This window comes from Sphingobium sp. D43FB (genome assembly GCF_002312805.1).
In the GTDB taxonomy this organism is placed as follows: domain Bacteria; phylum Pseudomonadota; class Alphaproteobacteria; order Sphingomonadales; family Sphingomonadaceae; genus Sphingobium.
The window spans coordinates 332,357-354,138 of the sequence record NZ_NMUA01000001.1; the positions used below are offsets into that span (position 1 = coordinate 332,357).

Here is a 21,782-nt window from a genome sequence, read left to right on the forward strand (position 1 = left end):
TATATGCCTGATGTGACGATTCCGCGCAACTTGGATCGCCAGCGAGAATAGCCGGTAATTATGCGGCTATTCAGGGGCTATTCGTCAGGCGGCCACCTTCTCCAGCGCCACCTTGACCGCCTCCAGCGCGGCCTGCGCCTTGTCGCCATCGGGACCACCACCCTGCGCCATGTCGGGACGCCCGCCGCCGCCCTTGCCGCCCAGCGCCTCCACGCCGATACGGACGAGATCGACGGCGCTCAGCGTGCCGGTCAGGTCGTCGGTGACGCCCACGGCGATGGTCGCGCGACCGTCGACCACGGCAAGGATGGCGGACACGCCGCTACCCAGGGTCTTCTTGTTGCCATCAACGATGCCGCGCAATTCCTTGGGATCAAGGCCGTCGATAACTTGGCCAAGGAAGCTGACAGCGCCCACCTTTTCGGGACCGGCGGCCTGCGCCGCCCCGCCGCCGCCCAGCGCCAGTGCCTTCTTGGCTTCGGCGAGTTCGCGTTCCAGACGGCGGCTTTGTTCGACCAGCGCGGCGATGCGCGCGGGCACATCTTCGGGCGTCGTCTTGAGCGCGGCAGCGGACTGGCGCAATTTGTCGTCGCGGTCGGCCAGCCACAGGCGCGCGGCCTCGCCGGTCAGCGCTTCGATCCGGCGGACGCCGCTCGACACGGCGCTTTCCGACACGATCTTGAACAAAGCGATGTCGCCGGTCGCGCGGACATGGGTGCCGCCGCACAGTTCGACCGAATATTGGGCGTCATCGCCGCGTCCCATGGAAAGGACGCGAACCTCGTCGCCATATTTCTCGCCGAACAGCGCCATCGCGCCCGCGCCGATCGCATCGTCGGGGGTCATCAACCGGGTGGTGACTTCCTCATTATGGCGGATCTGCGCGTTCACGTCCGCCTCGACCTGCGCGATCTGCGCGTGGGTCAGCGATTCGGGATGCGAGAAGTCGAAGCGCAGCCGGTCGGGCGCGACCAGGCTGCCCTTTTGCGTGACATGGCCGCCCAAGCGATGGCGCAGCGCGGCATGGAGCAGGTGGGTGGCGCTATGGTTGGCGCGCACGCGGTCGCGATGATCCACATCGACCGTCAGTTGCGCAGTGTCGCCGACCTTGACGCTACCCGCCTCGATCGTCGCACGGTGCGCGTGGAGGCGGCCGAGCGGCTTGGCGGTATCCTCGACGCTGGCGATCAGGCCGCCCTGCGTGCTGATACGGCCGGTATCGCCCATCTGCCCGCCGCTTTCGCCATAGAAGGGCGTCTGGTTGGTGAGGATGATGACGCTGTCGCCAACGTTTGCGCTGTCGACCCGCGCGCCGTCACGGACCAGCGCCAGCACTTCGCCTTCGCCCACGGTCGAGGCATAGCCGATAAATTCGGTGCTGCCGGTGGTTTCGGCAATGTCGAACCAGACATCGTCGGACGCCTTTTCGCCCGATCCCTTCCAGGCGGCGCGCGCAGCGGCCTTCTGTTCGGCCATCGCGCTGTCGAAACCGGCGCGATCGACGCCCAGCCCACGCGAACGCAGCGCATCTTCGGTCATGTCATAGGGGAAGCCGAACGTGTCGTAGAGCTTGAACGCGGTTTCGCCGGGCAGCGTGCCGCCCTCGGCCAGATCGACCGTCGCTTCGTCGAGCAGGCGCAGGCCGTTTTCGAGCGTCTTGCGGAAGCGGGTTTCCTCGCGCAGCAAGGTTTCCTCGATCAGCGGCTGAGCGCGCACCAGTTCGGGGTAAGCCGCGCCCATTTCGGACACGAGGCTGCCGACCAGGCGATACATCAGCGGGTCTTTTGCGCCAATGATATGCGCGTGGCGCATGGCGCGGCGCATGATCCGGCGCAGCACATAGCCGCGCCCTTCATTGGCGGGCAGCACGCCATCAGCGATCAGGAAGCTGGTCGAGCGCAGATGATCGGCGATGACGCGGTGGCTGGCCTGATGATCACCGTCGGTCGCGGTGCGGGTGATCGCGCCCGACGCTTCGATCAGCGCCTTGAACGTGTCGATGTCATAATTATTATGCACGCCCTGCATGACGGCGGCGATGCGTTCCAGACCCATGCCGGTGTCGATCGAGGGCTTGGGCAGTTCGCTGACGATCTCATTGGCTTCCTGCTCATATTGCATGAAGACCAGGTTCCAGATCTCGACGAAACGGTCGCCATCCTCTTCGGGCGAGCCGGGAGGGCCACCCCAGATATGGTCGCCATGGTCGTAGAAGATTTCCGAACAGGGACCGCAGGGGCCGCTGTCGCCCATTGCCCAGAAATTATCCTTGGTCGGGATGCGGATGATGCGGTGATCGGGCAGGCCCGCAATCTTCTTCCACAGGGCAAACGCCTCATCATCGGTATGATAGACGGTGACGGTCAGCTTATCGGCAGGCAGCCCCCATTCCTTGGTCAGCAAAGTCCAGGCATGGGTGATCGCCTGTTCCTTGAAATAATCGCCGAAGCTGAAATTGCCCAGCATTTCAAAGAAGGTGTGATGGCGCGCGGTATAGCCGACATTGTCGAGGTCATTATGCTTGCCGCCCGCGCGGACCGACTTCTGGCTCGACGTCGCGGTCTTGTAGGGGCGCGTCTCAAGCCCGGTGAAGACATTCTTGAACGGCACCATGCCCGCATTGACGAACATCAAGGTGGGATCGTTGTGCGGCACCAGCGGCGCGGACGGGACGATGGTGTGGCCGTTGGCCCCGAAATAGTCGAGGAAAGAGCGGCGAATGTCGTTGGTCGAGGTCATGGAGGCGATTTAGGGGGAAGCGGCCCGTCGCACAAGCGGGGCTTTTCATGGCATGGTGAACATCCTGTCATCGGGTACACCAATCTCGATCGCTGGTATCGAGCCCCTGGAGTTCCTAGTTGAATGCGGAACAGACAGGAGTTTAAAATATGCACGATACAGCTTTGGTGGTTGGAGCGAGCGGCATCGTCGGTAGTGCGACGGCAGCTTTGCTCGTCAAGGAAGGCTGGACCGTCAAGGGTCTGGCGCGACGTCCCACCCAGCAGCCTGGCGTCGAGCCGGTTATTGCAGACCTTCAGGATGCGGAGGCGACCGCGGCCGCCCTTGCTGGCATCAATCCCTCAGCGGTGTTCATTACCACCTGGCTACGTCAGGAGAGCGAAGCGGAGAATATCCGCGTCAATGGCGCGATGGTCCGCAATCTGCTGAACGGTCTGCGCGAGACGTCTACGCCCGCGCGCCATGTCGCTTTGGTCACCGGCCTCAAACATTATCTTGGGCCGTTCGAGGCCTATGGCAAGGGCGCGCTGCCGCAGACGCCGTTTCGCGAGGAACAGGGCCGGCTCGACGTCGAGAATTTCTATTATGCGCAGGAGGATGAGGTGTTTGCCGCTGCCGCCCGCGATGGTTTTAGTTGGAGCGTGCATCGGCCCCATACGGTCATCGGCAAGGCGGTCGGCAATGCGATGAATATGGGCACGACGCGGGCGGTCTATGCGACGCTCTGCCGCGAGACGGGGCGGCCGTTCCGCTTTCCGGGCTCCGCTGCCCAGTGGGACGGCCTGACGGACATGACGGATGCGGGCATGTTGGCGCAGCATTTGCTGTGGGCTACCGAAACGCCCGCCGCTGCCAATCAGGCGTTCAATATCGTCAATGGCGACGTGTTTCGCTGGAGCTGGATGTGGGGCCGTATTGCTGACTGGTTCGGGCTAGACCCCGCGCCGTTCGACGGCAGCGTCCAGCCGCTGGAACAGCAGATGGCCCAGGATGCGCCCGTGTGGCGCGCCATTGCCGAGCGCGAGGGGTTGGTGGAGCCGGATCTCGATCGGCTGGCCTCGCCCTGGCACACCGACGCCGATCTTGGCCGACCGATCGAAGTCGTTACCGACATGTCCAAGAGCCGTCGCATGGGATTTACAGCCTATCAGCCGTCCGACGACGCCTTTGTCGCTTTGTTCGAGCGGCTACGTGCGGATCGGCTGATCCCCTGAGGAAGCGGCGGCATGTCGGCGAACGCTATTTGCGTTTGCCGGCAGCCGTACCGGCGATGCGGTCGAGCGCGCGGCGTTCGGCGGGGTCGGCACTGTTATAGGCTTCTTCCGCCACCAGTTTGCGCCAGCGATCGAGGCGGGCGGCGGTGATCCTGCCATCGGCGATGGCGGCCCGGACCGCACAATTCGGCTCGGTCTGGTGCGCGCAATTGTTGAAACGGCAATCCTGCGCTGCGGTAACGATGTCATCGAAGACATCGGCCAGGCCCGATGCCGCCTGCGTCAGCTGCAATTCCCGCATGCCGGGCGTGTCGAGCAGCCAGCCGCCCTGGTCCAGCCGATGCATTTCCCGCACGGTCGTCGTATGCCGCCCCGTATCGTCGGCTTGTCGGATCGCTTGGGTAGCGATGCTGTCGGAGCCTCTGAGCGTGTTGACGAGCGTCGATTTGCCGACGCCCGAAGAGCCGAGCAGAGCCACCGTCTGCCCCCTGCCGCACCAGGCGGCCAGCCGTGCGACGCTGGCGCGGTCGCGCGCATCGACGGATTCGACCACCAACCCCGGCTGTAGATCACGCGCGGCCGCCATGAACATATCCAACTCGTCCGTCAGGTCCGTCTTGGTCAGGACGACGATCGGCTCGACGCCGACCTCGCGCGCCAGGATCAGATAACGTTCGAGCCGGGGCACGCTGAAATCCTGATTGCAGGATGCGACGATGAAGAGTGTATCGACATTGGCGGCGATCAACTGAGTCTTTTGATCCGGTCCCGGCGCGCGCCGTTTGAACAGATTTTCGCGGTCGAGAATGCGTCTTATCTGGCCCGTCTCCTGCTCGACCAGCAACCAATCCCCGACGGTGGGATGATCCTCCGCGGCGGCGGTTTCCACATTGACGGGGGCGACATGATCGATGGCCCCCGCCCCCGCGACCACGGTTTTGCCGCGATGGACGGCCATCACGCGAACCGGCTGGCAGTCCGCATCGTCATCGTCTGCAATCTGCGCCGCGAAGAACGGCCGCCAGCCGAGGTCGTTCAGAATGTCGTCCACGATTGCCCTATGTCCATCTGGTTGCGACTGTCTCAGCATTCCGCCCGAACAGGGACGTCGATGCCGATCGGGCCTGGCTTCATGCTTTCTGTTAGCCCCGATAGGCCGGCTTGAGAACAAGCGATTGGGTGACGAAGGTCGAAACGACCCGATGTTGCAACCCTTCCGCGTCGCGCTAACCCGCCATGGGCGATTGCCACCCCCCGCCCAAGGCGCGGAAGAGATCGACCTGGGCGAAGGCTACCGCGCGATCGGCCGAGGCGAGGTCCGCTTCAGCCGCTGCGAGCGTGCGTTGGGCGTCGAGGACGGTCAGGAAATCGATCTGCCCTTCCCGCTGGCGGGCGAGGCTGATGCGGGCGGCGCGATCGGCGGCGTTGCGCGCGGCCTGCAACGTGTCGCGGCGTTCCATCGCATGGGCATAGATGGACAGCGCGGTTTCGGTCTCCTCCAGCGCGCGCAATACCGTGCCATCGAAGGTCGCCAGCGTCGCCGCGCTGTCGGCACGCGCCGCGCCGATGCGGGCGCGGATCGCTTCCTGATTGGGGAAGGCCCAGTTGATGAGCGGCCCCAGCACCCAGCGGAGCGGACCGCCGCCCAATATGTCGCCGCCGCCGATCGCGGTCGTGCCGATCGCGCCGCCCAGCGAAATGCGCGGATAAAGGTCCGCCGTCGCCACCCCGATCCGCGCCGTATCGGCAGCGAGGCGACGTTCGGCGGCGCGGACATCGGGCCGCCGGGCCAGCAGTGCGCGACCGTCGCCCACCGGGATAGGCTGAGCCAGGGTCGGCGTGGTGACGCTGGCGCGGATATCGGCGGGGAAGTCTTGCGGCGTCCGCCCGGTCAGCGTCGCGAGTCGGAACAGGGCGGCATCCCGGTCAGCGGCAAGGCTTGGCACCAGCGCCTTTTGCTGGTCGCGCAAGGCTGTCACGCGGATCACGTCGAGCCGATCCGATCGGCCCGCGTCGAAGCGCGCGCCAGTGATGCGGATCGAGCGATCGAGCAGGTCGACCGTGCGCTGCGCCACGGCCAGCCGCTCGGCCGAAGATGTGGCGTCGACATAGGCGCGCACCGTATCGGCGACGACCGCCACGCGGACGGCATCGGTATCCGCCTCGGCCGCGCCGAGATCGCCGCGCGCCGCCTCGATGGAGCGCTTCACCCGGCCGAACAGATCGACTTCATAGCCGACGCTGAACCCCGCATCGACGGTGCGATTCTCCCGGTCGAGGCCGGGGAAGCTCTGCGCCGCTGCCGTGCGGCCATAGGTCACGGTGCCATCCAGGCCGGTCGAGGGCAGCCGATCCGATCGGGCGCCGCGCAGGGTGGAGCGTGCCCGCTCCAGCCGCGCCACCGCGACGCGGATGTCGATATTGGCGCGCAGTGCATCGCCCACCAGCCGGTCGAGTAGCGGGTCTTCATAGAGCCGCCACCAATCGCCCTGCGCCTCCGCCGTGCTGACGGCGGGGGTTGCCGTGCCGATGAAGGGCGCGGCGGCGGTGGGGGGCGTGACCGGCGGCCGATAGTAGGGGCCAGCGGCGCAGGCGGTGAGGGCAGTAGCTGCCAACAGGGCAGCGAACAGGGATTTGGTCATGGCGTGGGTTCCTATTCGGCCGGTTGCAGCGCGGGAGCCTGGCCGCTCCGCCCGCGACGGGCGAAGCGGTCGCCAAGCGCGCGGCAGACGACATAGAAAGTGGGGGTGAAGAGCAGACCGAAGGCCGTGACCCCGGCCATGCCGAAGAAGACCGCCGTGCCCAATGCCTGGCGAAGCTCGGCACCGGCCCCCTGCGCGATCACCAGCGGCACAGCGCCCAGGATGAAGGCGAAGCTGGTCATCAGGATCGGCCGCAGCCGGGTCCGTGCGGCCTGCACCGCCGCCTCGACGGGTGAGAGGCCCTGCTGTTCCTCGGCCTGCTTGGCGAACTCGACGACCAGAATGGCATTTTTGGCTGCCAGCGCGATCAGTACGACCAGGCCGATTTGGGTGAGGATATTATTATCCATCCCCCGCAGGTTGACGCCCAGCATCGCGGCCAACAGGCACATCGGCACGATCAGGATGATCGCCAGCGGCAGCGTCAGGCTTTCATATTGCGCGGCCAGCACCAGGAAGACGAAGAAGACCGCCATCCCGAACACCAGGCCCGCCGTATTGCCTGCCGTCGCCTGCTGATAGGCGATGCCGGTCCATTCCTGCGCATAGCCGGTGGGGAGCGCCGTTTCACCCAGCTTTTCGATGGTGCTGAGCGACTGGCCGGACGAATAGCCCGGTGCCGTATCGCCATCGACCTCAACCGCGGGCAGCAGATTATAGCGGACGACGCGATAGGGGCCGGTCTTGTCCTGGAAGGTCGATAGGGAACCGAGCGGCACCATCGCGCCCGAATTGGACCGGGTCTTGAGGTTGGCGATGTCCGCCGTCGATCCGCGAAACGCCTGATCCGCTTGCGCCGTGACGCGATAGGTGCGGCCCAGCAGGTTGAAGTCGTTGACGAAGGCGGAACCCAGATAGACCTGCATCGCTTCGAACACGCGTTCGGGTGGGACGCCCAGCAGGTCGGCCTTGCGCCGGTCCACATCGGCGAAGATGCGCGGGGTGGCGACGTCGAACAGGGTATAGACTTGGGCGAGGCCGGGGGTCGTATTGGCCTTGCCGATATAGTCGGTGGCGACCTTGTTCAGCGCGTCATAGCCGCGCCCCTCGCGATCCTCGATCATCGTGCGATAGCCACCGGCCGAGCCGATGCCCTGGATGACCGGGGGCGGCACGAGAATGATGCGCGCCTTGTCATAGTCGCCGATCGCCTTGCCGGCCTGCTCCATGATCCCGGCATAGGTCGCCCCCACTTCCTTGCGTTCGGCAAAACTGGTGAAGGGGAAGTAGATCGCCGCCGAATTGGGCGCGGCGGTCTGCGAAGGACCATGGAAGCCAGCGAACATCACCGCGCCGCGCAGGCCCTTGATCGGCAGGATCTTCTCCGCGACCTCGCGCGTCACCTTGTCGGTGCGTTCGAGCGACGCGCCGGGGGGAAGCTGGACCACGGCCAGGAAATAGCCTTGATCCTGCGCGGGGATGAAGCCGCCGGGGGTGACCCAGAATAGCGCGATGGTCGCCGCGATCAGGCCCACATAGGTCAGCAGCATCTTCTTGGGCCGGGCGACCAGGAAGCGGGTGAGGCTGGCATAGCGGTCGCTCATCCGTTCAAAGCCGCGATTGAAGGCATCGGCGCCCTTTTGCAGCCACCGCTTCCAGCGCGGGGTGTCCGCTGCTGGCGCGTCATGCCCGTGCTTGGGCTTCAGCAACAGGGCGGCGGCGGCGGGCGACAGGGTGAGCGAGAGCAGCAGCGAGATCACCGTCGCGGTCGAGATGGTGACGGCGAACTGCTGGTAGAAGGCGCCCGAAATGCCGGTGATGAACAGCGTCGGCACGAACACCGCGCACAGCACCAGCACGATCGCGACCAACGCGCCCGCCACTTCGTCCATCGAGAAGCGCGCCGCCTCCAGCGGGGACATGCCTTCCTCGATATTGCGTTCGACATTTTCGACCACGACGATGGCGTCATCGACGACGATGCCGATCGCCAGCACCAGGCCGAAAAGCGAGAGATTGTTGAGCGAATAGCCGACCGCCGCCAGCATCGTCGCGGTGCCGATCAGCGAGACCGGGATGGCGATGATCGGGATGACCGCCGCGCGCCAATTTTGAAGGAAGATGAGGATGACGAGGACGACCAGGATCACCGCCTCGAACAGCGTGTCATAGACCGCGTCGATCGACTGGCTGATGAATTCGGTCGGATTGTAGATGACGCTATATTCCAGTCCTTTCGGGAAGCGCTGGGACAGGCTGTCCATTTCCGCCTTCACCTTCTCCGCCGCGTCGAGCGCGTTGGAGCCGGGGCGCTGCATGACCGCGATGACGACCGTGGGCTTGCCGGACAAATAGGTGTTAATGCCATAATCCTGCGCGCCCAGTTCGACCCGCGCGACGTCGGCGACGCGAACCTGATGGCCATCGGCGTCCGTGCGGATGACGATATTGGCAAATTGCTGCGGTTCGTTCAGGCGGCCCTGCATCTCGACGCCAAGCTGGAAGGCTTCGCCGCTATCATAGGGCGGCTGGCCGATGGCCCCCGCCGATACCTGCACATTCTGCGCGCGCAGGGCAGCGACGATCTCGCCCGCCGTCAGGTTGAGCGCGGCGGCGCGACCAGGGTCGATCCACACGCGCATCGCATAGTCGCGCGCGCCGAAGAGTTGCACATCGCCCACGCCGTCGAGGCGCGCGAGGCGATCGCGCACTTGCGTCAGGGCATAGTTGGAGAGGTAGTTGCGGTCGAGCGAGCCATCGGGCGACTGGAGATTGACGACCATCAGGAAGTCGGGCGATGTCTTGCGCGTGACGACCCCTAAGCGCTGCACCTCTTCGGGCAGGCGCGGGATGGCAACCGCCACGCGGTTCTTCACCAGCACCTGCGCGGCATCCAGGTCAGTGCCGATCTTGAAGGTGACGGTGATCGTGACTTTGCCATCGCCGGTCGACTGGCTGATGACATAGAGCATGTCGTCGACGCCGTTGATTTCCTGTTCGATCGGCGCGGCGATGGTCTGGGCCACCGTTTCGGCCGATGCACCGGGATATTGCGCGCTGACCGTCACGGTCGGCGGCACGATGTCGGGATATTGCGCGACGGGCAGCCCGATGAAGGCCAGCGCGCCGACCACCGTGATGATCACGGCGATCACGGCCGCAAAGATCGGCCGGTCGATGAAGAAGCGGGAGAAACGCATGGGCGTTATCCTTGGGAAATGGGTTTAGCGCGCGAAGGTCGCCTGGGCGGCGGCGGGTGCGGCGGCCGGATCGACGGGCGTCACGGGCGTCGGCTGCGGCTTGATAGGCGCGGCGCGCACCGCGACCTTGGTGCCGGGCATCGCCGCCTGGACATTGCCGACGATGACGCGGTCCTGCGGCGTCAGGCCGGACCGGATGATCCGCAGGCCATCCACCACCGGGCCGAGTTCGACCGGCTTGGCAGAAACGCTGTCATCCTTGCCCACGACCAGCACCGTCTTGCGCGCCTGATCGGACTGGATCGCGGCGTCCGGCACCAGCAAGGCACGGGTCGTGCCGCCGCTGGCGAGGCGCATATTGCCGAACAGGCCGGGCGCCAGGAACATGCCCGGATTGGCAAAGGTGGCGCGCACCCGGATCGTGCCCGAACGCGGGTCGAGGCCATTGTCGGTAAAGTCCAGCTTGCCCTTCCACTTATAGTCGGTTTCGTCCTGCAGGCGGACCTCGACGGCGGTTGCGCCATCGCCATCCGCCCGGTCACGCTGCGCCTTGAGGAACAAAGCTTCGGACGCGTCGAAGGTGAAGTAGATGGGATCGAGCGCATTGATCGTCGTCAGCAATGTCGCGCTGGCGCCATCGCCGCCGGCCACCAGATTGCCGATATCGATGCGCCGGTCGGATACGCGGCCGCCGATCGGGGCGCGGACCTGGGTAAATTCCATGTCGAGCGAGCGCTGGCGCGCGCGCGCCTCGGCAGCGGCCAGCGCAGCCTGTGCGGATTGCAGCCGGGCGCGCAGGGCGTCGACTTCGCTCGCGGAAATGGCTTCGTCGCCGGTCAGCCGCTGGACGCGGGCATAATCGGAACGGGCGAGCGCCAAGGTGCTGCGGGCGGCGGCCACGTCGGCCTGCGCTTCGGCCAGTGCGGCGCGGAACGGACGCTGATCAATCGTGAAGAGCAACTGCCCCTTGCGCACGATATCCCCGTCGCGAAAGTGCAGCGCGGTGACCGCACCCGACACGCGCGGCCGTATTTCGACCGTCTGGCTGGGGGCGAAGCGACCGACATATTCGTCCCACTGCGTCACCTCGCGCGCGAGCGGCGCGGAAATGCCGACGGTGGCGATCGGCGTGGCCGCAGCCTGGGCATTGGGTTGGTCCAGCCATTTCCAGGCGGCACCGGCGACGAGGACCAGCGCGATCGCGGCCATCGCGCCGCCGCGCCGGGACAGGCGTCCACGCTTGGATAGCGAAACTTCGCTGGCGGTGTCGGCATGGATGGGGGCGAGCATGTTCATGGGCGAACCTTTCGTCCACGGGCACTGCGGCCCGCGCTGATGGTGGCGAGCAGCAGTTCGAGCTGGTCGGCGGTGAAACCGGCCTCTTGCGCGTCGGCAAGGGCGGAAGGGGTGACGGCATAGCCGCGATGTCAGGCCTCGACCGACAAACGACGCAGCGCCTCCAGCCGTTCGCTGGCCAGCACGGGGCTTGGGCGTGGGCCGAAAATCAGCGCGCTCCATGTGTCCCAGCTGCCGGCGCGGCGCAGGGTGGAGAGCCGGTCGGATTGGGCCAGCGCCACCACCTGCCATTCCAAAGGCCCAAGCGTGGCCGTTTCGGTCGTGTCCGGCATCGCTAGGCATGCGGATAGGGGCGCTCCAGCCATGGGCTGGGCGAAATCTATAAAAGCCATGTGTTACGTCCTCCCTGGACGGCACCAGTGATGAAAAGAGCGCAGCCGATCGCGCCGACCGGACACAAAGAGCGTCCGGCAGATGAGCGACGGCCGAAACCCACGCGCAGGTGCGCGGCGCTATCGAACGAGAATATCGGTGGGGGGTGCGACGCCCTGTTGGGCTACCGCTATAAGTCGGTCAGGGACCGCCTCTGATGATGGGGCAGCGCATAATTACCTCCCTGAAGCCTGTCGGCTCAGTGGTTCATTCCATACTTATCGGTATATAATGAGATGCTGCGCCGCGTCAATCGGAATAACATACCGATCGGTAACTATTTATCGCAGGTGAATGAGATGCCCGGGTGGGCGACCTATCCCCTATCGCCCCGGCCACATGGCAAGGGTGGTCTGCACCAGTCTTTCCAGCGTTTCGCGCGATGCGCCGCCCGATGCCTGGACAGCCATGCCCTGCATCACCGTCGAGAGATAACAGGACATCGCCTCCGGCTCGATCCCGTCGGGCAGGTCGCCCTCTTCCTTCGCCTGCACGAACCGCGCGAGCAAGGCGGCGTTCGACGAGGCGCGGCGCTTCAACACTTCGTCGCGGATGCAGTCTGCCTCGGTCACGCCAGCCACGGTGCTGATGACGCCCAGGCAACCCTGCGGCTCGCTGTCGCTACATTGCATGGCAAGCGAACCGCGCAACAATCGCTCGGCCACGCCGCGCGCCGTGGGGGCTTCCAACGCCGTCTTCACATAGCAGAGCTTCTCGGTCTCATAGAGGTCGAGCGCTTGCCGAAACAGGGCTTCCTTGTTGCCGAAACAGGCATAGAGGCTGGGACGCGTGATCCCCATCGCCTCGGTCAGTTCCGAAATCGACGCGCCTTCATAGCCACGCCGCCAGAAGACCTGCAGCGCCGCGGCCAAGGCCTGTGCCGGATCAAATTCACGCGGGCGACCGCGAGACGTGGTTGCAACCTGTTCCATACCGATCGGTATATAGTATGACGATGCCCAAAGGTCCAGAGAGCGGCTCTCCCGGTGCGCCTAGGTTTGACGCATAGCCTGGCGGACGCTACCGCCGCCGACGATGATCGCCCTCCTCTCCCCCGCCAAGACGCTCGACTTTGAGCGCCCCCTTCCGCCGATCGAGGCGTCCACGCCGCATTTTGCCGAGGAAGCGCAAAGCCTCGCACGCTCCGCCGCCAATCTGTCGCAAAAGCGGTTGTCGGAGCTGATGCACATCTCCCCGCGCCTCGCCAAGCTCAACGCCGACCGGTTCCGCGACTTTGCCGACCTGCCGGAACGACCGGCGCTGTTCGCCTTTGCCGGCGACGTCTATACCGGCTTTGAGGTGGACACGCTGGATGAGGCGGGCGTTGCGTTCGCGCAGGATCATCTGCGCCTGTTGTCAGGCCTCTATGGCCTGTTGCGACCGCTCGACGCGATCCGGCCCTATCGGCTGGAAATGGGCACGCGCTGGGCACCGCGTCACAAGGCGCTGACCGACTGGTGGGGCGATCGGATCGCGCAATTGCTGCTGACCCAGCTGGCGGAGGAAGGATCGGGCGTCATCCTCAACCTCGCCAGCCAGGAATATTTCGCGGCGGTGAAGGACAAGCTGCCGGGCGTGCGGGTGATCGACGTGGATTTTCGCGAGCCTGGTCCCAATGGTCCCCGGTTCATCAGTTTCAATGCGAAGCGTGCGCGCGGGATGATGGCGCGCTGGTTGTGCGAACATCATGTGACGGACGCGGATGCGATGCGCGGCTTCGACAGCGACGGCTATCGCTTCGATGCCGATGAAAGCGCGCCTGATCGCTGGCGCTTTACCCGATCATGAGCGGGGCTGGCAAAAGCGCCGCCGTCATCATCGGTGCGTCGGGCGGCATTGGCGGCGCGCTGGAAGCCGCGCTGATCGAGGAAGGCTTGTTCGACCTCGTGCATGGCTTCGCACGCTCGCGCAGCGGTGCCTATCATCTCGACCTGCTTGATGAGGCCAGCATCGCGGCGGCGGCCGCTTATGTCGCCCATGGCCCTGCGCCGAGCCTCGTCATCGTCGCGACCGGCCTGCTGCATCGGGGCGACCAGCAGCCCGAAAAGGCGCTGTCCGATCTCGACCCGGACTGGCTGGCGCAGCTTTATGCCGTCAACGCGATCGGCCCGACGATCGTCGCCAAGCATTTCCTGCCGATCATGCCGAAAGTCGGACGCACCGTCTTTGCGGCCCTGTCGGCGCGGGTGGGATCGATCGGCGACAATCGCCTCGGCGGGTGGCATGGCTATCGCGCGTCGAAGGCCGCGCTCAACATGCTGGTGCGCAACCTTGCGATCGAAGAGCGCCGCCGCAATGATCGCGCCATCGTCGTGACCTTGCATCCCGGCACCGTCGACACCGCATTGTCGCGCCCGTTCCAGAACAATGTTCCCAAGGGTCAACTCTCCGATCCAGAGCGTGCCGCGTTGCAATTGCTGGACGTGATCGAAGGGTTGAAGGTGCCCGACAGTGGAAAGCTGTTCGACTTCCAGGGTGAGGAAGTGCCGTTCTGACGGCGAAAAGCTGGGAAGCCGCCGGAAATTTGGCGGCGCAGTGGATCAGGACTGTTGCTGAACAGTAAACCGATGTGTCGATACTATTATTTCATCGTAATTTTCGCAATTAGCGATTTGATCCGATGACGGTGCATCGCTACTTGGACCGCAAGCCACTGGCGCGGCCCGTGACCCGGCGACATCGGGTTCACTGCGCCAGGGCAGAATTATAGACAAAAAACGTCATTAGGAGCTGAGCAGCGCCATCCAGGGTATCGCCATGGATGGCTTTATTATGCTCTTGATGATGCAGCGTGCCCTTGTGGTGTCGGCTGTGTTTTGGATCATGTTGTTACGCGGTGGGACATTCGAATATGGCGGCTCCGGTCGATGTGCGATTGCGCGACTTCTTTGCCTGGGCGGGACCGATCATCGGTCCTGACAAGGCTTTCATCAGACTGACACTGGTTTACGGTGTCGGCATTGGCCTGTTGTCGCTAGCCACGCCGATCTCGGTGCAGATGCTGATCAACTCCGTGGCGAATACGGCGTTGCCAGCGCCATTGTTCACGCTGGCGGCGATCCTGCTCGGATTGTTGCTGATATCGGCGCTGCTCGGCGCGTTCCGCATGCATTTGATGGAGATGTTCCGACGCCGTTTCTTCGCCCGGCTGGTCGCGGACATCACCTTGCGCGCGGTGTATGCGCAAAATCCCTTTTTCCAGGACGAACGACGCGGCGACCTGTTCAACCGGTTCTTCGAATTGATGACGGTGCAGAAGGCGATCCCGTCGCTGCTGATCGGGGGATTTTCGATCATCCTGCAAGCCAGCGTCGGTTTCGTCGTCACGGCATTTTACCACCCCTTCTTCCTGGCGTTCAATGTCGGCTTCATCTTCGCCGTCTGGCTGATCTGGCGCCTCTGGTATCGCGGTGCGATGCGGACGTCGGTGGCGCTGAGCTATCGCAAATATGAGGCCGCCCATTGGCTCGAAAGCGTGGGCGGATCGAACGGCTATTATAAATCGAGCCGCCATCTCCACTTCGCCATGGATCGGTCCGAAGAGGCCACCGCCGCCTATGTGAAGGAGCATAAGGCGCATTTCCGCTATGCCTTCCCGCAAAGCCTCGCGCTGCTGATCCTCTATGCGGTGGCCAGCGCCGGTTTGCTGGCGCTGGGCGGGTGGCTGGTGATCCAGGGGCAGTTGTCGATCGGCCAGCTGGTCGCGGCCGAACTGATCCTGTCGAGCATCTTCTATGGCGCCGCACAATTGGGACCGTATCTCGACAGCTTTTACGATCTGGTCGCAGGCGTCGAGGAACTCTCGCTGATCCTCGCCATTCCGCAGGAGCAAGTGCCCGAATTGAAGCCCGACGCCGCACGGCCTGCCCATGGCGCGCTCGTCCTCCATTCCGTGCGCGCGCCGATCGGGCGCGACGAAGCGGAGATCGACATCGTCATTCCGGGCGGCAGCCGATTGATCGGTGCGGCAGACCCGGACATGGACCGGCTGCTCTCCACGCTGCTCAAACGGCATATCCGGCCGACCAGCGGCATCATCACGCTGGGCGGCGCGGACATCACCTCGCTCGACATGTATCAGCTTCGCAGCGACGTAATCGTCCTCAACCGACCGACCATCGTGGAAAGTTCGATACGCGATTATCTCTCGCTCGCGCGGGCCGAGAATGATTCCGTCGGCATCATGGACGTGTTGCGCGCCGTGGGCCTGGACGAGCGGGTCGCCGCCCTGCCCGATGGCATGGACACGCGCCTGTCCTCCACCGGCTGGCCGTTGGCGCTGGTCGAGATCATGCAGTTGAAGCTGGCAAGCGCCCTGCTCGCCCAGCCGCGCATCCTTGTCCTGTCGGCGCTCTACGACATGGTGCCGGTCCATCATCTGGAGGCGGCTTTCGCCATGTTGAAGGGCAAGCCCGTGACCATCCTCTATTTCTCCAGCCGCCCACACGACATCACCCTGGATGGCTGGCTGTGGCTGGGTCGCAAAAAGCAGCAGCTGGTTGCCGACCGGGAGAGTTTCGACGCCCTGCGCGCTGGCGCTGGCAAGGAGGCTGGCGATGCCGTTTCGCGCTAATCATCTGTCGCATTTCAAGACGCTGGCGAGCATTCGTGCGCCGCGCGTTACCCGCGCGCTGGCATGGATGCTGGTGGCGACGATCGTCGGCTGCATCCTGTTCATGATCTTCGTGCCGTGGGTGCAGACCGCGCCTGGGACCGGCGCCGTCATCGCGCTCGACCCGCGCGACCGGGTGCAGAATATCACCGCGCTGGTCCCCGGCCGGATCGAACAATGGTATGTTACCGACGGCAGCCTGGTGAAGCGTGGCGATCCTATCGCGCGGATCAGCGACAATGATCCCAATCTGCTCGACCGCCTGCGCGCGGAACGCAACCAGGCCGACGTCGAGATCATGGCGGCGCAGCAGGCCATGCGGGTGGCGCAACTGGACGTGTCGCGCATGGAAACGCTGTACCGCGAAGGCTTGGCCCCCCGCCGCGACTATGAACTGGCCCAGATCAAGGTCAGCGATTATGCCGCCAAGGTCGCGCAGGCGCGGGCCGAGCGGACGCGCGTGGACGTCAGCCTCAACCGCCAGTCGGTCCAGATGATCCGTGCGCCGCGCGCTGGCCGCGTGCTACGCATCCAGGGCGGCGACAATGCGACCATGGTCAGCCCCGGCGACATCGTCGCGACCTTCGCGCCCGAACAGTCGCGGCGCGTGGTCGAGCTTTATGTCGATGGTCGCGATGTGCCGTTGATCCACCTTGGCCGACGGGTCCGGTTGGAATTCGAAGGCTGGCCCGCCATTCAGTTCAGCGGCTGGCCGTCCGTCGCGCAGGGCATGTTCGATGGCAAGGTGCGCGCGATCGACGTGTCGGCATCGGCCAACGGCCTGTTCCGCGTGATCGTCGAACCGGCATCGGACCGGCCAGCCTGGCCGCAAGAACCCTATGTCCGGCTGGGTGCCAAGGTGCGCGGCTGGGTGTTGATGGATACCGTCAGCGTCGGGTTTGAACTGTGGCGGCAACTCAACGACTTCCCGCTGCAATTCCAGCGTCCCGGCAATGTACCCGACGCTTCAGCGACGAATGCGACCGATGCCAATGCCAACAGCAATGCCAAGTAAGCGCCTGCTCATGGTCGCCGCGCTGATGGCGACGGTTGCGCCTGCGATCGCGCAGGATATCGCGCCCTTGCCGACGCGGGCGGCTGCGCCGTCGCTATCCGGCCCACTGCAATTGGCGGATGTGCTGGCGTCATCGCGCCAACATGCGCCGCAAGTGCTGGAAGCGCTGGCGCGGGTGCGCGGCGCGCAGGGCAAGCGCCTGTCGGCCGAGGGCGCGTTCGACACGGTCTTTTCCGCCGCCGCCGACAGCCGCCTGACCGGCTATTATGACAGCCGCTATGCCGAAACGAAGGTGACGCGGCCGCTCGAACAATGGGGCGGCAATGTCTATGGCGGCTATCGCATTTCCGACGGGCGCTTCCCCATCTATGAGGATAAAAGCTACACCAACCAGTTCGGCGAGATAAAGGCGGGCGTGGTGCTGGCACTGCTGCGCGACCGAGCGATCGACGACCGGCGGTTCAACCGGACGCAGGCCGAAGCCGATATCGCGCTCGCCGATGCCGACCGGCTGTTCGTCGCGATCGGGGTGCAGCGGCGGGCGCTGGACGCCTATAATCAATGGGTCGTCGCGGGCGAACGGCTGGAGATCGTGCGCAACCTGCTGGCGCTGGCGCAGGATCGCCAGACGGGGCTGGAGCGACAGGTTACGCTGGGGTTGCGCCCGCGCATCATCCTGACCGAGAATCAGCAGAATATCCTGCGGCGGCAGACATTGGTGGTACAGGCGGAACAGGCGCTCGCCAGTGCCGCCAACACGCTGTCGCTCTATTGGCGTGACGCGGATGGACGGCCGGTGATCCCGTCGCCTGCGCAACTGCCATCGGATCTGCCCAACCCCCTGCCCTTGCCGGTCGATCCCAAATCGGCGCTGTCGATGCGGCCGGACCTGCGCACCATCGACCTGCGGATGCAGGTCGCGCGCGATCGGCTGGCACTGGACCGCAATGCGCTGTTGCCGCGTCTCGATTTCAACGCCGAAGCGTCGCGCGACATCGGGCCGATCGGCGAAGGTGGACGATCGCGCGAAGGCACGGACACCCGCGTCGGACTGACCTTCACCCTGCCACTCCAGCGCCGCGCGGCGCAGGGCCGGATCATGCAGACCCAGGCGGAGATCGAGGCGGCAATGCTGCGTGGCCAGGGGCTGCGCGAGCAGATCATCGCGGAGATCGACACGATCGGCGTCGCGGTCGATGCAACCGAGCGGCTGCTGACGCTGGCAGGCGACGAACAGGCGCGCGCGCAGGACATGGCGCAGGCTGAGCGCCGCCGGTTCGAAATGGGCGCGAGCGATTTCTTCCTGGTCAACATTCGCGAGGAGGCGGCGGCCGATGCGGCCTTGCGCAAGCTGGATGCCGCCTATCGCCAATTGATCGCCCATGCGGACCTCGCCGCCGCCAGCGCCGACACCGACGCTTTGGGACTATGAGCGGATAATCGGCGCGCACTTCATACGGCCAACCGCGCCCGATTGATGCGCAGGGTCACGATCAGGCCGGTTTCCGCCCAGTCATAATCGATGGTGCCGCCAAGTTGGCCGCGCACGCTGCGCTGCACCAGCTTGCTGCCGAAGCCGCCCGCGCCGTCCGGCTCCTGCACCTTGGGTCCGCCATGTTCCAGCCAGGTGAGGATGACATCGTCGTCCTCCGCCATGCTGGAGACATCGAGCGTGCCGGCCTCATGCGACAAGGCGCCATATTTCATCGAGTTGGTCGCCAGTTCGTGAAGGACGAGGGCCAGCCCGGTCGCCGCATGTTCGCCCACGCCCATCCGCTCGACAGCGACTCTGATGCGGCCCTTGAACGCGCCGAGATCGTCATAGGGGGCGAGCAATACCGACAGAAGATCGCCCAGCAGTGCCGCGTTACCCTGTCCGTTGGGCAGCGGGCGGACCAGATCATGCGCCCGGCCCAAAGCCGATAGACGGTCGGTCAATTCCCCCGCCATATCCTCCTTACTGAGGGCGGAGCGCGAGGAAATGGCGGTCAGGCCTGATGCTATGGCCAGCAGATTCTTGACGCGGTGGCTCATTTCCCCGGCCAGAAGCTCATGCCCCTCTTCGGCCTGCTTGCGACCGGTCACATCCAGGAAGATGCCATACATGGTCCGCCCGACGATGCCGTCATCCTCGCCCTGACCCCGCGCGGCGATCCACCGCACTTCGTCGCCGATCAGGATACGAAAATCGGTTTCATAGGGGCCAAGGATCGCGCGCGTCGCGGAGAATGCGGATCGCACCCTGTCCCGGTCGGCGGGGTGAATGCGTGTGGATAGTTTTTCGAACGTGACCTGCTCACCCTGTGGCAGACCCCATAGTTTGAAGCCCAGCTCGTCCATGGTGAAGGCGTCGGTATCGACATTCCAGGCCCAGAGCGCGACCCCGGCGGCGACGATCGCGCGCTGCAACTGCGCGGGCTGCCACTCATGCGCTTTCGGCATTTCTTGAACCACTGTCATTCCCCGATCATGCCGTGCGTCCAGCCCCTATCACAATGGGCGGGCAGCAGGGGAATAATCCATCGGATGCCGCTTGGCGGTCAGGCTTCGGTCGGGTGGATGGTTTCGAGCCGGTCGGCCAGTTCGGCATTGCGGAAGGGCTTGGTCAGCCGCGGCAGATCGGGCGCTATCCCCTCCGCCTCGGCATAGCCGGACACGATCAGCACAGGCAGGTCGGGCATCCGGGTCCGCAGGCTGCGCGCTAGTTCCTCACCATTCATCCCCGGCATCAGATGGTCGGTGACCAATATGGTCGGCGCGACACCCGCTTCGATCAGGTGCAGGGCCTCCTCGGCCGATTTCGCCTCGACCACGTCATAGCCAAGGTCGTTGAGCATGTCGGCGGTGCTCATCCGCACCAGTTCCTCATCATCGACCAGCAAGGCCGTGCCGCGCGCGACGGATATGCGCGGCAGCACGCGAATCTGGTCGTCGCTGCCGATCGCGTCCGGGCTGACGGGGAGCCAGAGTTCGACCGTGGTCCCCTCACCCGGCGCGCTGATGATGGTCAGCCCGCCACCCAGTTGCGCGGCCAGGCCGTGCGCCATCGACAGGCCAAGGCCGGTGCCCTTGCCAATGCCCTTGGTCGAGAAGAAGGGCTCGATGGCGCGCGCCCGCGTCGCCTCGTCCATGCCGACGCCCGTGTCGGCGACCGAGAGGCGCACATAATGACCGACGCGCAGGCCCGCGGGATGACGCCCCCGCACGCTGGCGCGACTTGCCGAGATGGTCAGTTCGCCGCCCGCAGGCATGGCGTCGCGGGCGTTGACGCTCAAATTGAGGATCGCCATTTCCAACTGGTTGGCATCGGCCCGCGCCGGGGGCAAATCGTCGGCGATATTGACCTGCAGGTCGATTTTCGGGCCGATCGTGCTGCTCACCAGGCTCGCCATTCCTGTGACGAGGTCATCGAGCGCGACCGCCTTGGGCTGGAGCGGCTGTCGCCGGGCGAAGGCGAGCAGCCGTTGCACCAGCGTCTTGGCGCGTTCGGCCGATTGGAGCGCGCCGTCGATCAGGCGACGTTCGCGTTCGCTGCCCAGCCCACGGCGCATCAGCAGGTCGAGCGAGCCGATGATGGGGGTGAGCAGATTGTTGAAGTCGTGCGCAACGCCGCCGGTCAACTGACCCATCGATTCGAGCTTCTGCGACTGACGCAGCGCTTCCTGGGTTTGCAGCAATTCTTCTTCGCGCGCCTTGTCTTCGCTCAGGTCACGGCCGATCGCGATGAAATTCACCCCGTCCGGTTCGGGCGACACGGTCCAGCCGATCGGCGTCCAGCCGCCGTCGGCGGTGGCGATGCGATTTTGAAAGCGGGTGGGAAGGCCGGTGCGACTCATATCCTCAATGGCGGCGAGCGTCACCGCCGCATCGTCGGGATGCATGAAGTCGACATAGGGTGTCGCCAGCAGATGCGCCTCCGACCAGCCCAATACGCGGGTCCAGGCGGGATTGACTGCGGCCATGCGCCCGGCAAAGTCCGCGCGGGCGAGCATGTCTTCGGACAATATCCACAGCCGGTTGCGCTCGGACGCTTCGGCTTCGCGGCGCGTGCGCTCCGCCAATATCTGCTCGGTGGTTTCGACACAGGCGCAGAAGAGGCCATCGACCGTCCCGGCCGCGTCGCGAACTGGCGTGTAGGAGAAGGCGAAATGCGCTTCGCGCGGGCGGCCCGGACGATCGAGCATGAGTTCGATATCGTCCATGTGGACGGGTTCGCCAAAGGATACTTTAGCAAAGAGCGGTCCGATATCAGCGCGAACTTCAGGCCAGACCTCGAAAAAGGGGCACCCTAAAGCTGTGGGGTGCCGGTCGGCCAGCATTGGGGCATAGCGATCATTGTAAAGAAGGATATGGTCAGGCCCCCAGCCGATGAACATCGGTTGATCGGCCGACAGCATGAGCGCCACCAATGTCTTGAGCGGCTGAGGCCAGCTTTGCGGCGCGCCAAGCGGCGTTGCCGACCAGTCCTTTGACCGGACCAACTCGCCCATGACCCCGCCCCCCGACAGGAAATGCATGTCCTGGCCGAGATCCATGCTGGCTGCGCTATCATTCATAAAGGGGGTGATCCGTCGGTCCTATCCATCATCTGATCTTTGCGAACCGACGCCAGCCTTCACAGTTCCGTCCAAT

General features: G+C 64.9%; 15 protein-coding genes. 6 read left to right on the forward strand and 9 right to left on the reverse strand.

The window, feature by feature from the left end; translation table 11 throughout:
* Nucleotides 1–84: 84 nt before the first annotated feature.
* Entirely contained in the window at nt 85–2,739 is a 2,655-nt protein-coding gene (gene alaS, locus SxD43FB_RS01515) for an alanine--tRNA ligase (protein ID WP_096060683.1), read from the reverse strand.
* A 149-nt stretch (nt 2,740–2,888) separates the two neighbouring features.
* Between alaS and SxD43FB_RS01520 the strand changes: the two genes are divergently transcribed.
* Entirely contained in the window at nt 2,889–3,953 is a 1,065-nt protein-coding gene (locus tag SxD43FB_RS01520) for an SDR family oxidoreductase (RefSeq protein WP_096060684.1), read from the forward strand.
* 25 nt (nt 3,954–3,978) lie between these two features.
* On the opposite strand, the gene rsgA is transcribed toward SxD43FB_RS01520, so the two are convergent.
* The 6 genes from rsgA to SxD43FB_RS01550 all read right to left on the reverse strand — a co-directional run bounded on the left by rsgA (nt 3,979) and on the right by SxD43FB_RS01550 (nt 12,455).
* Complete coding sequence (gene rsgA / locus SxD43FB_RS01525; RefSeq protein ID WP_255245565.1) at nt 3,979–5,004, reverse strand: ribosome small subunit-dependent GTPase A; 1,026 nt, start codon at nt 5,002–5,004, stop codon at nt 3,979–3,981.
* Nucleotides 5,005–5,179: 175 nt separating this feature from the next.
* The gene (locus SxD43FB_RS01530; RefSeq protein WP_096060686.1) at nt 5,180–6,595 is read right to left on the reverse strand and encodes a TolC family protein; all 1,416 of its coding nucleotides are present in this window, start codon (nt 6,593–6,595) and stop codon (nt 5,180–5,182) included.
* A gap of 11 nt (nt 6,596–6,606) precedes the next feature.
* Nucleotides 6,607–9,795 (reverse strand): multidrug efflux RND transporter permease subunit, encoded by a 3,189-nt coding sequence (locus SxD43FB_RS01535; RefSeq protein ID WP_096060687.1) that lies wholly within the window; start codon nt 9,793–9,795, stop codon nt 6,607–6,609.
* Between the two features lie 24 nt (nt 9,796–9,819).
* Nucleotides 9,820–11,091 carry an efflux RND transporter periplasmic adaptor subunit gene (locus tag SxD43FB_RS01540; RefSeq protein WP_096060688.1) on the reverse strand — a complete coding sequence of 424 codons (1,272 nt, stop codon included), beginning with the start codon at nt 11,089–11,091 and terminating at the stop codon, nt 9,820–9,822.
* A 131-nt stretch (nt 11,092–11,222) separates the two neighbouring features.
* Entirely contained in the window at nt 11,223–11,483 is a 261-nt protein-coding gene (locus tag SxD43FB_RS01545; RefSeq protein WP_255245566.1) for a hypothetical protein, read from the reverse strand.
* 363 nt (nt 11,484–11,846) lie between these two features.
* A complete protein-coding gene (locus SxD43FB_RS01550; protein ID WP_096060689.1) occupies nt 11,847–12,455 on the reverse strand; it encodes a TetR/AcrR family transcriptional regulator in 609 nt (202 codons plus the stop codon).
* 103 nt (nt 12,456–12,558) lie between these two features.
* On the opposite strand from SxD43FB_RS01550, the gene yaaA reads away from it, so the two are divergent.
* From yaaA to SxD43FB_RS01575, 5 genes are all read left to right on the forward strand, one after another.
* On the forward strand, nt 12,559–13,311 hold the full coding sequence (gene yaaA, locus SxD43FB_RS01555) for a peroxide stress protein YaaA (RefSeq protein ID WP_096060690.1): 753 nt from the start codon (nt 12,559–12,561) through the stop codon (nt 13,309–13,311).
* Nucleotides 13,308–14,018 carry an SDR family NAD(P)-dependent oxidoreductase gene (locus SxD43FB_RS01560; RefSeq protein WP_096060691.1) on the forward strand — a complete coding sequence of 237 codons (711 nt, stop codon included), beginning with the start codon at nt 13,308–13,310 and terminating at the stop codon, nt 14,016–14,018. The genes yaaA and SxD43FB_RS01560 overlap by 4 nt, the downstream gene beginning before the upstream one ends.
* A gap of 356 nt (nt 14,019–14,374) precedes the next feature.
* Nucleotides 14,375–16,096, forward strand: coding sequence for an ABC transporter ATP-binding protein (locus tag SxD43FB_RS01565; protein WP_096060692.1), 1,722 nt, complete (start codon nt 14,375–14,377; stop codon nt 16,094–16,096).
* Nucleotides 16,080–17,150, forward strand: coding sequence for a biotin/lipoyl-binding protein (locus SxD43FB_RS01570; RefSeq protein WP_096060693.1), 1,071 nt, complete (start codon nt 16,080–16,082; stop codon nt 17,148–17,150). The genes SxD43FB_RS01565 and SxD43FB_RS01570 overlap by 17 nt, the downstream gene beginning before the upstream one ends.
* Nucleotides 17,140–18,582 carry a TolC family protein gene (locus tag SxD43FB_RS01575; RefSeq protein WP_255245567.1) on the forward strand — a complete coding sequence of 481 codons (1,443 nt, stop codon included), beginning with the start codon at nt 17,140–17,142 and terminating at the stop codon, nt 18,580–18,582. The genes SxD43FB_RS01570 and SxD43FB_RS01575 overlap by 11 nt, the downstream gene beginning before the upstream one ends.
* A 20-nt stretch (nt 18,583–18,602) precedes the next feature.
* Here SxD43FB_RS01575 and SxD43FB_RS01580 read toward each other — a convergent pair whose 3' ends face one another.
* The gene (locus tag SxD43FB_RS01580) at nt 18,603–19,610 is read right to left on the reverse strand and encodes a sensor histidine kinase (protein ID WP_217988768.1); all 1,008 of its coding nucleotides are present in this window, start codon (nt 19,608–19,610) and stop codon (nt 18,603–18,605) included.
* Between the two features lie 80 nt (nt 19,611–19,690).
* Nucleotides 19,691–21,706: a PAS domain-containing sensor histidine kinase gene (locus tag SxD43FB_RS01585; RefSeq protein ID WP_176482644.1), complete on the reverse strand. Its 2,016-nt coding sequence runs from the start codon at nt 21,704–21,706 to the stop codon at nt 19,691–19,693.
* Nucleotides 21,707–21,782: the final 76 nt, after the last annotated feature.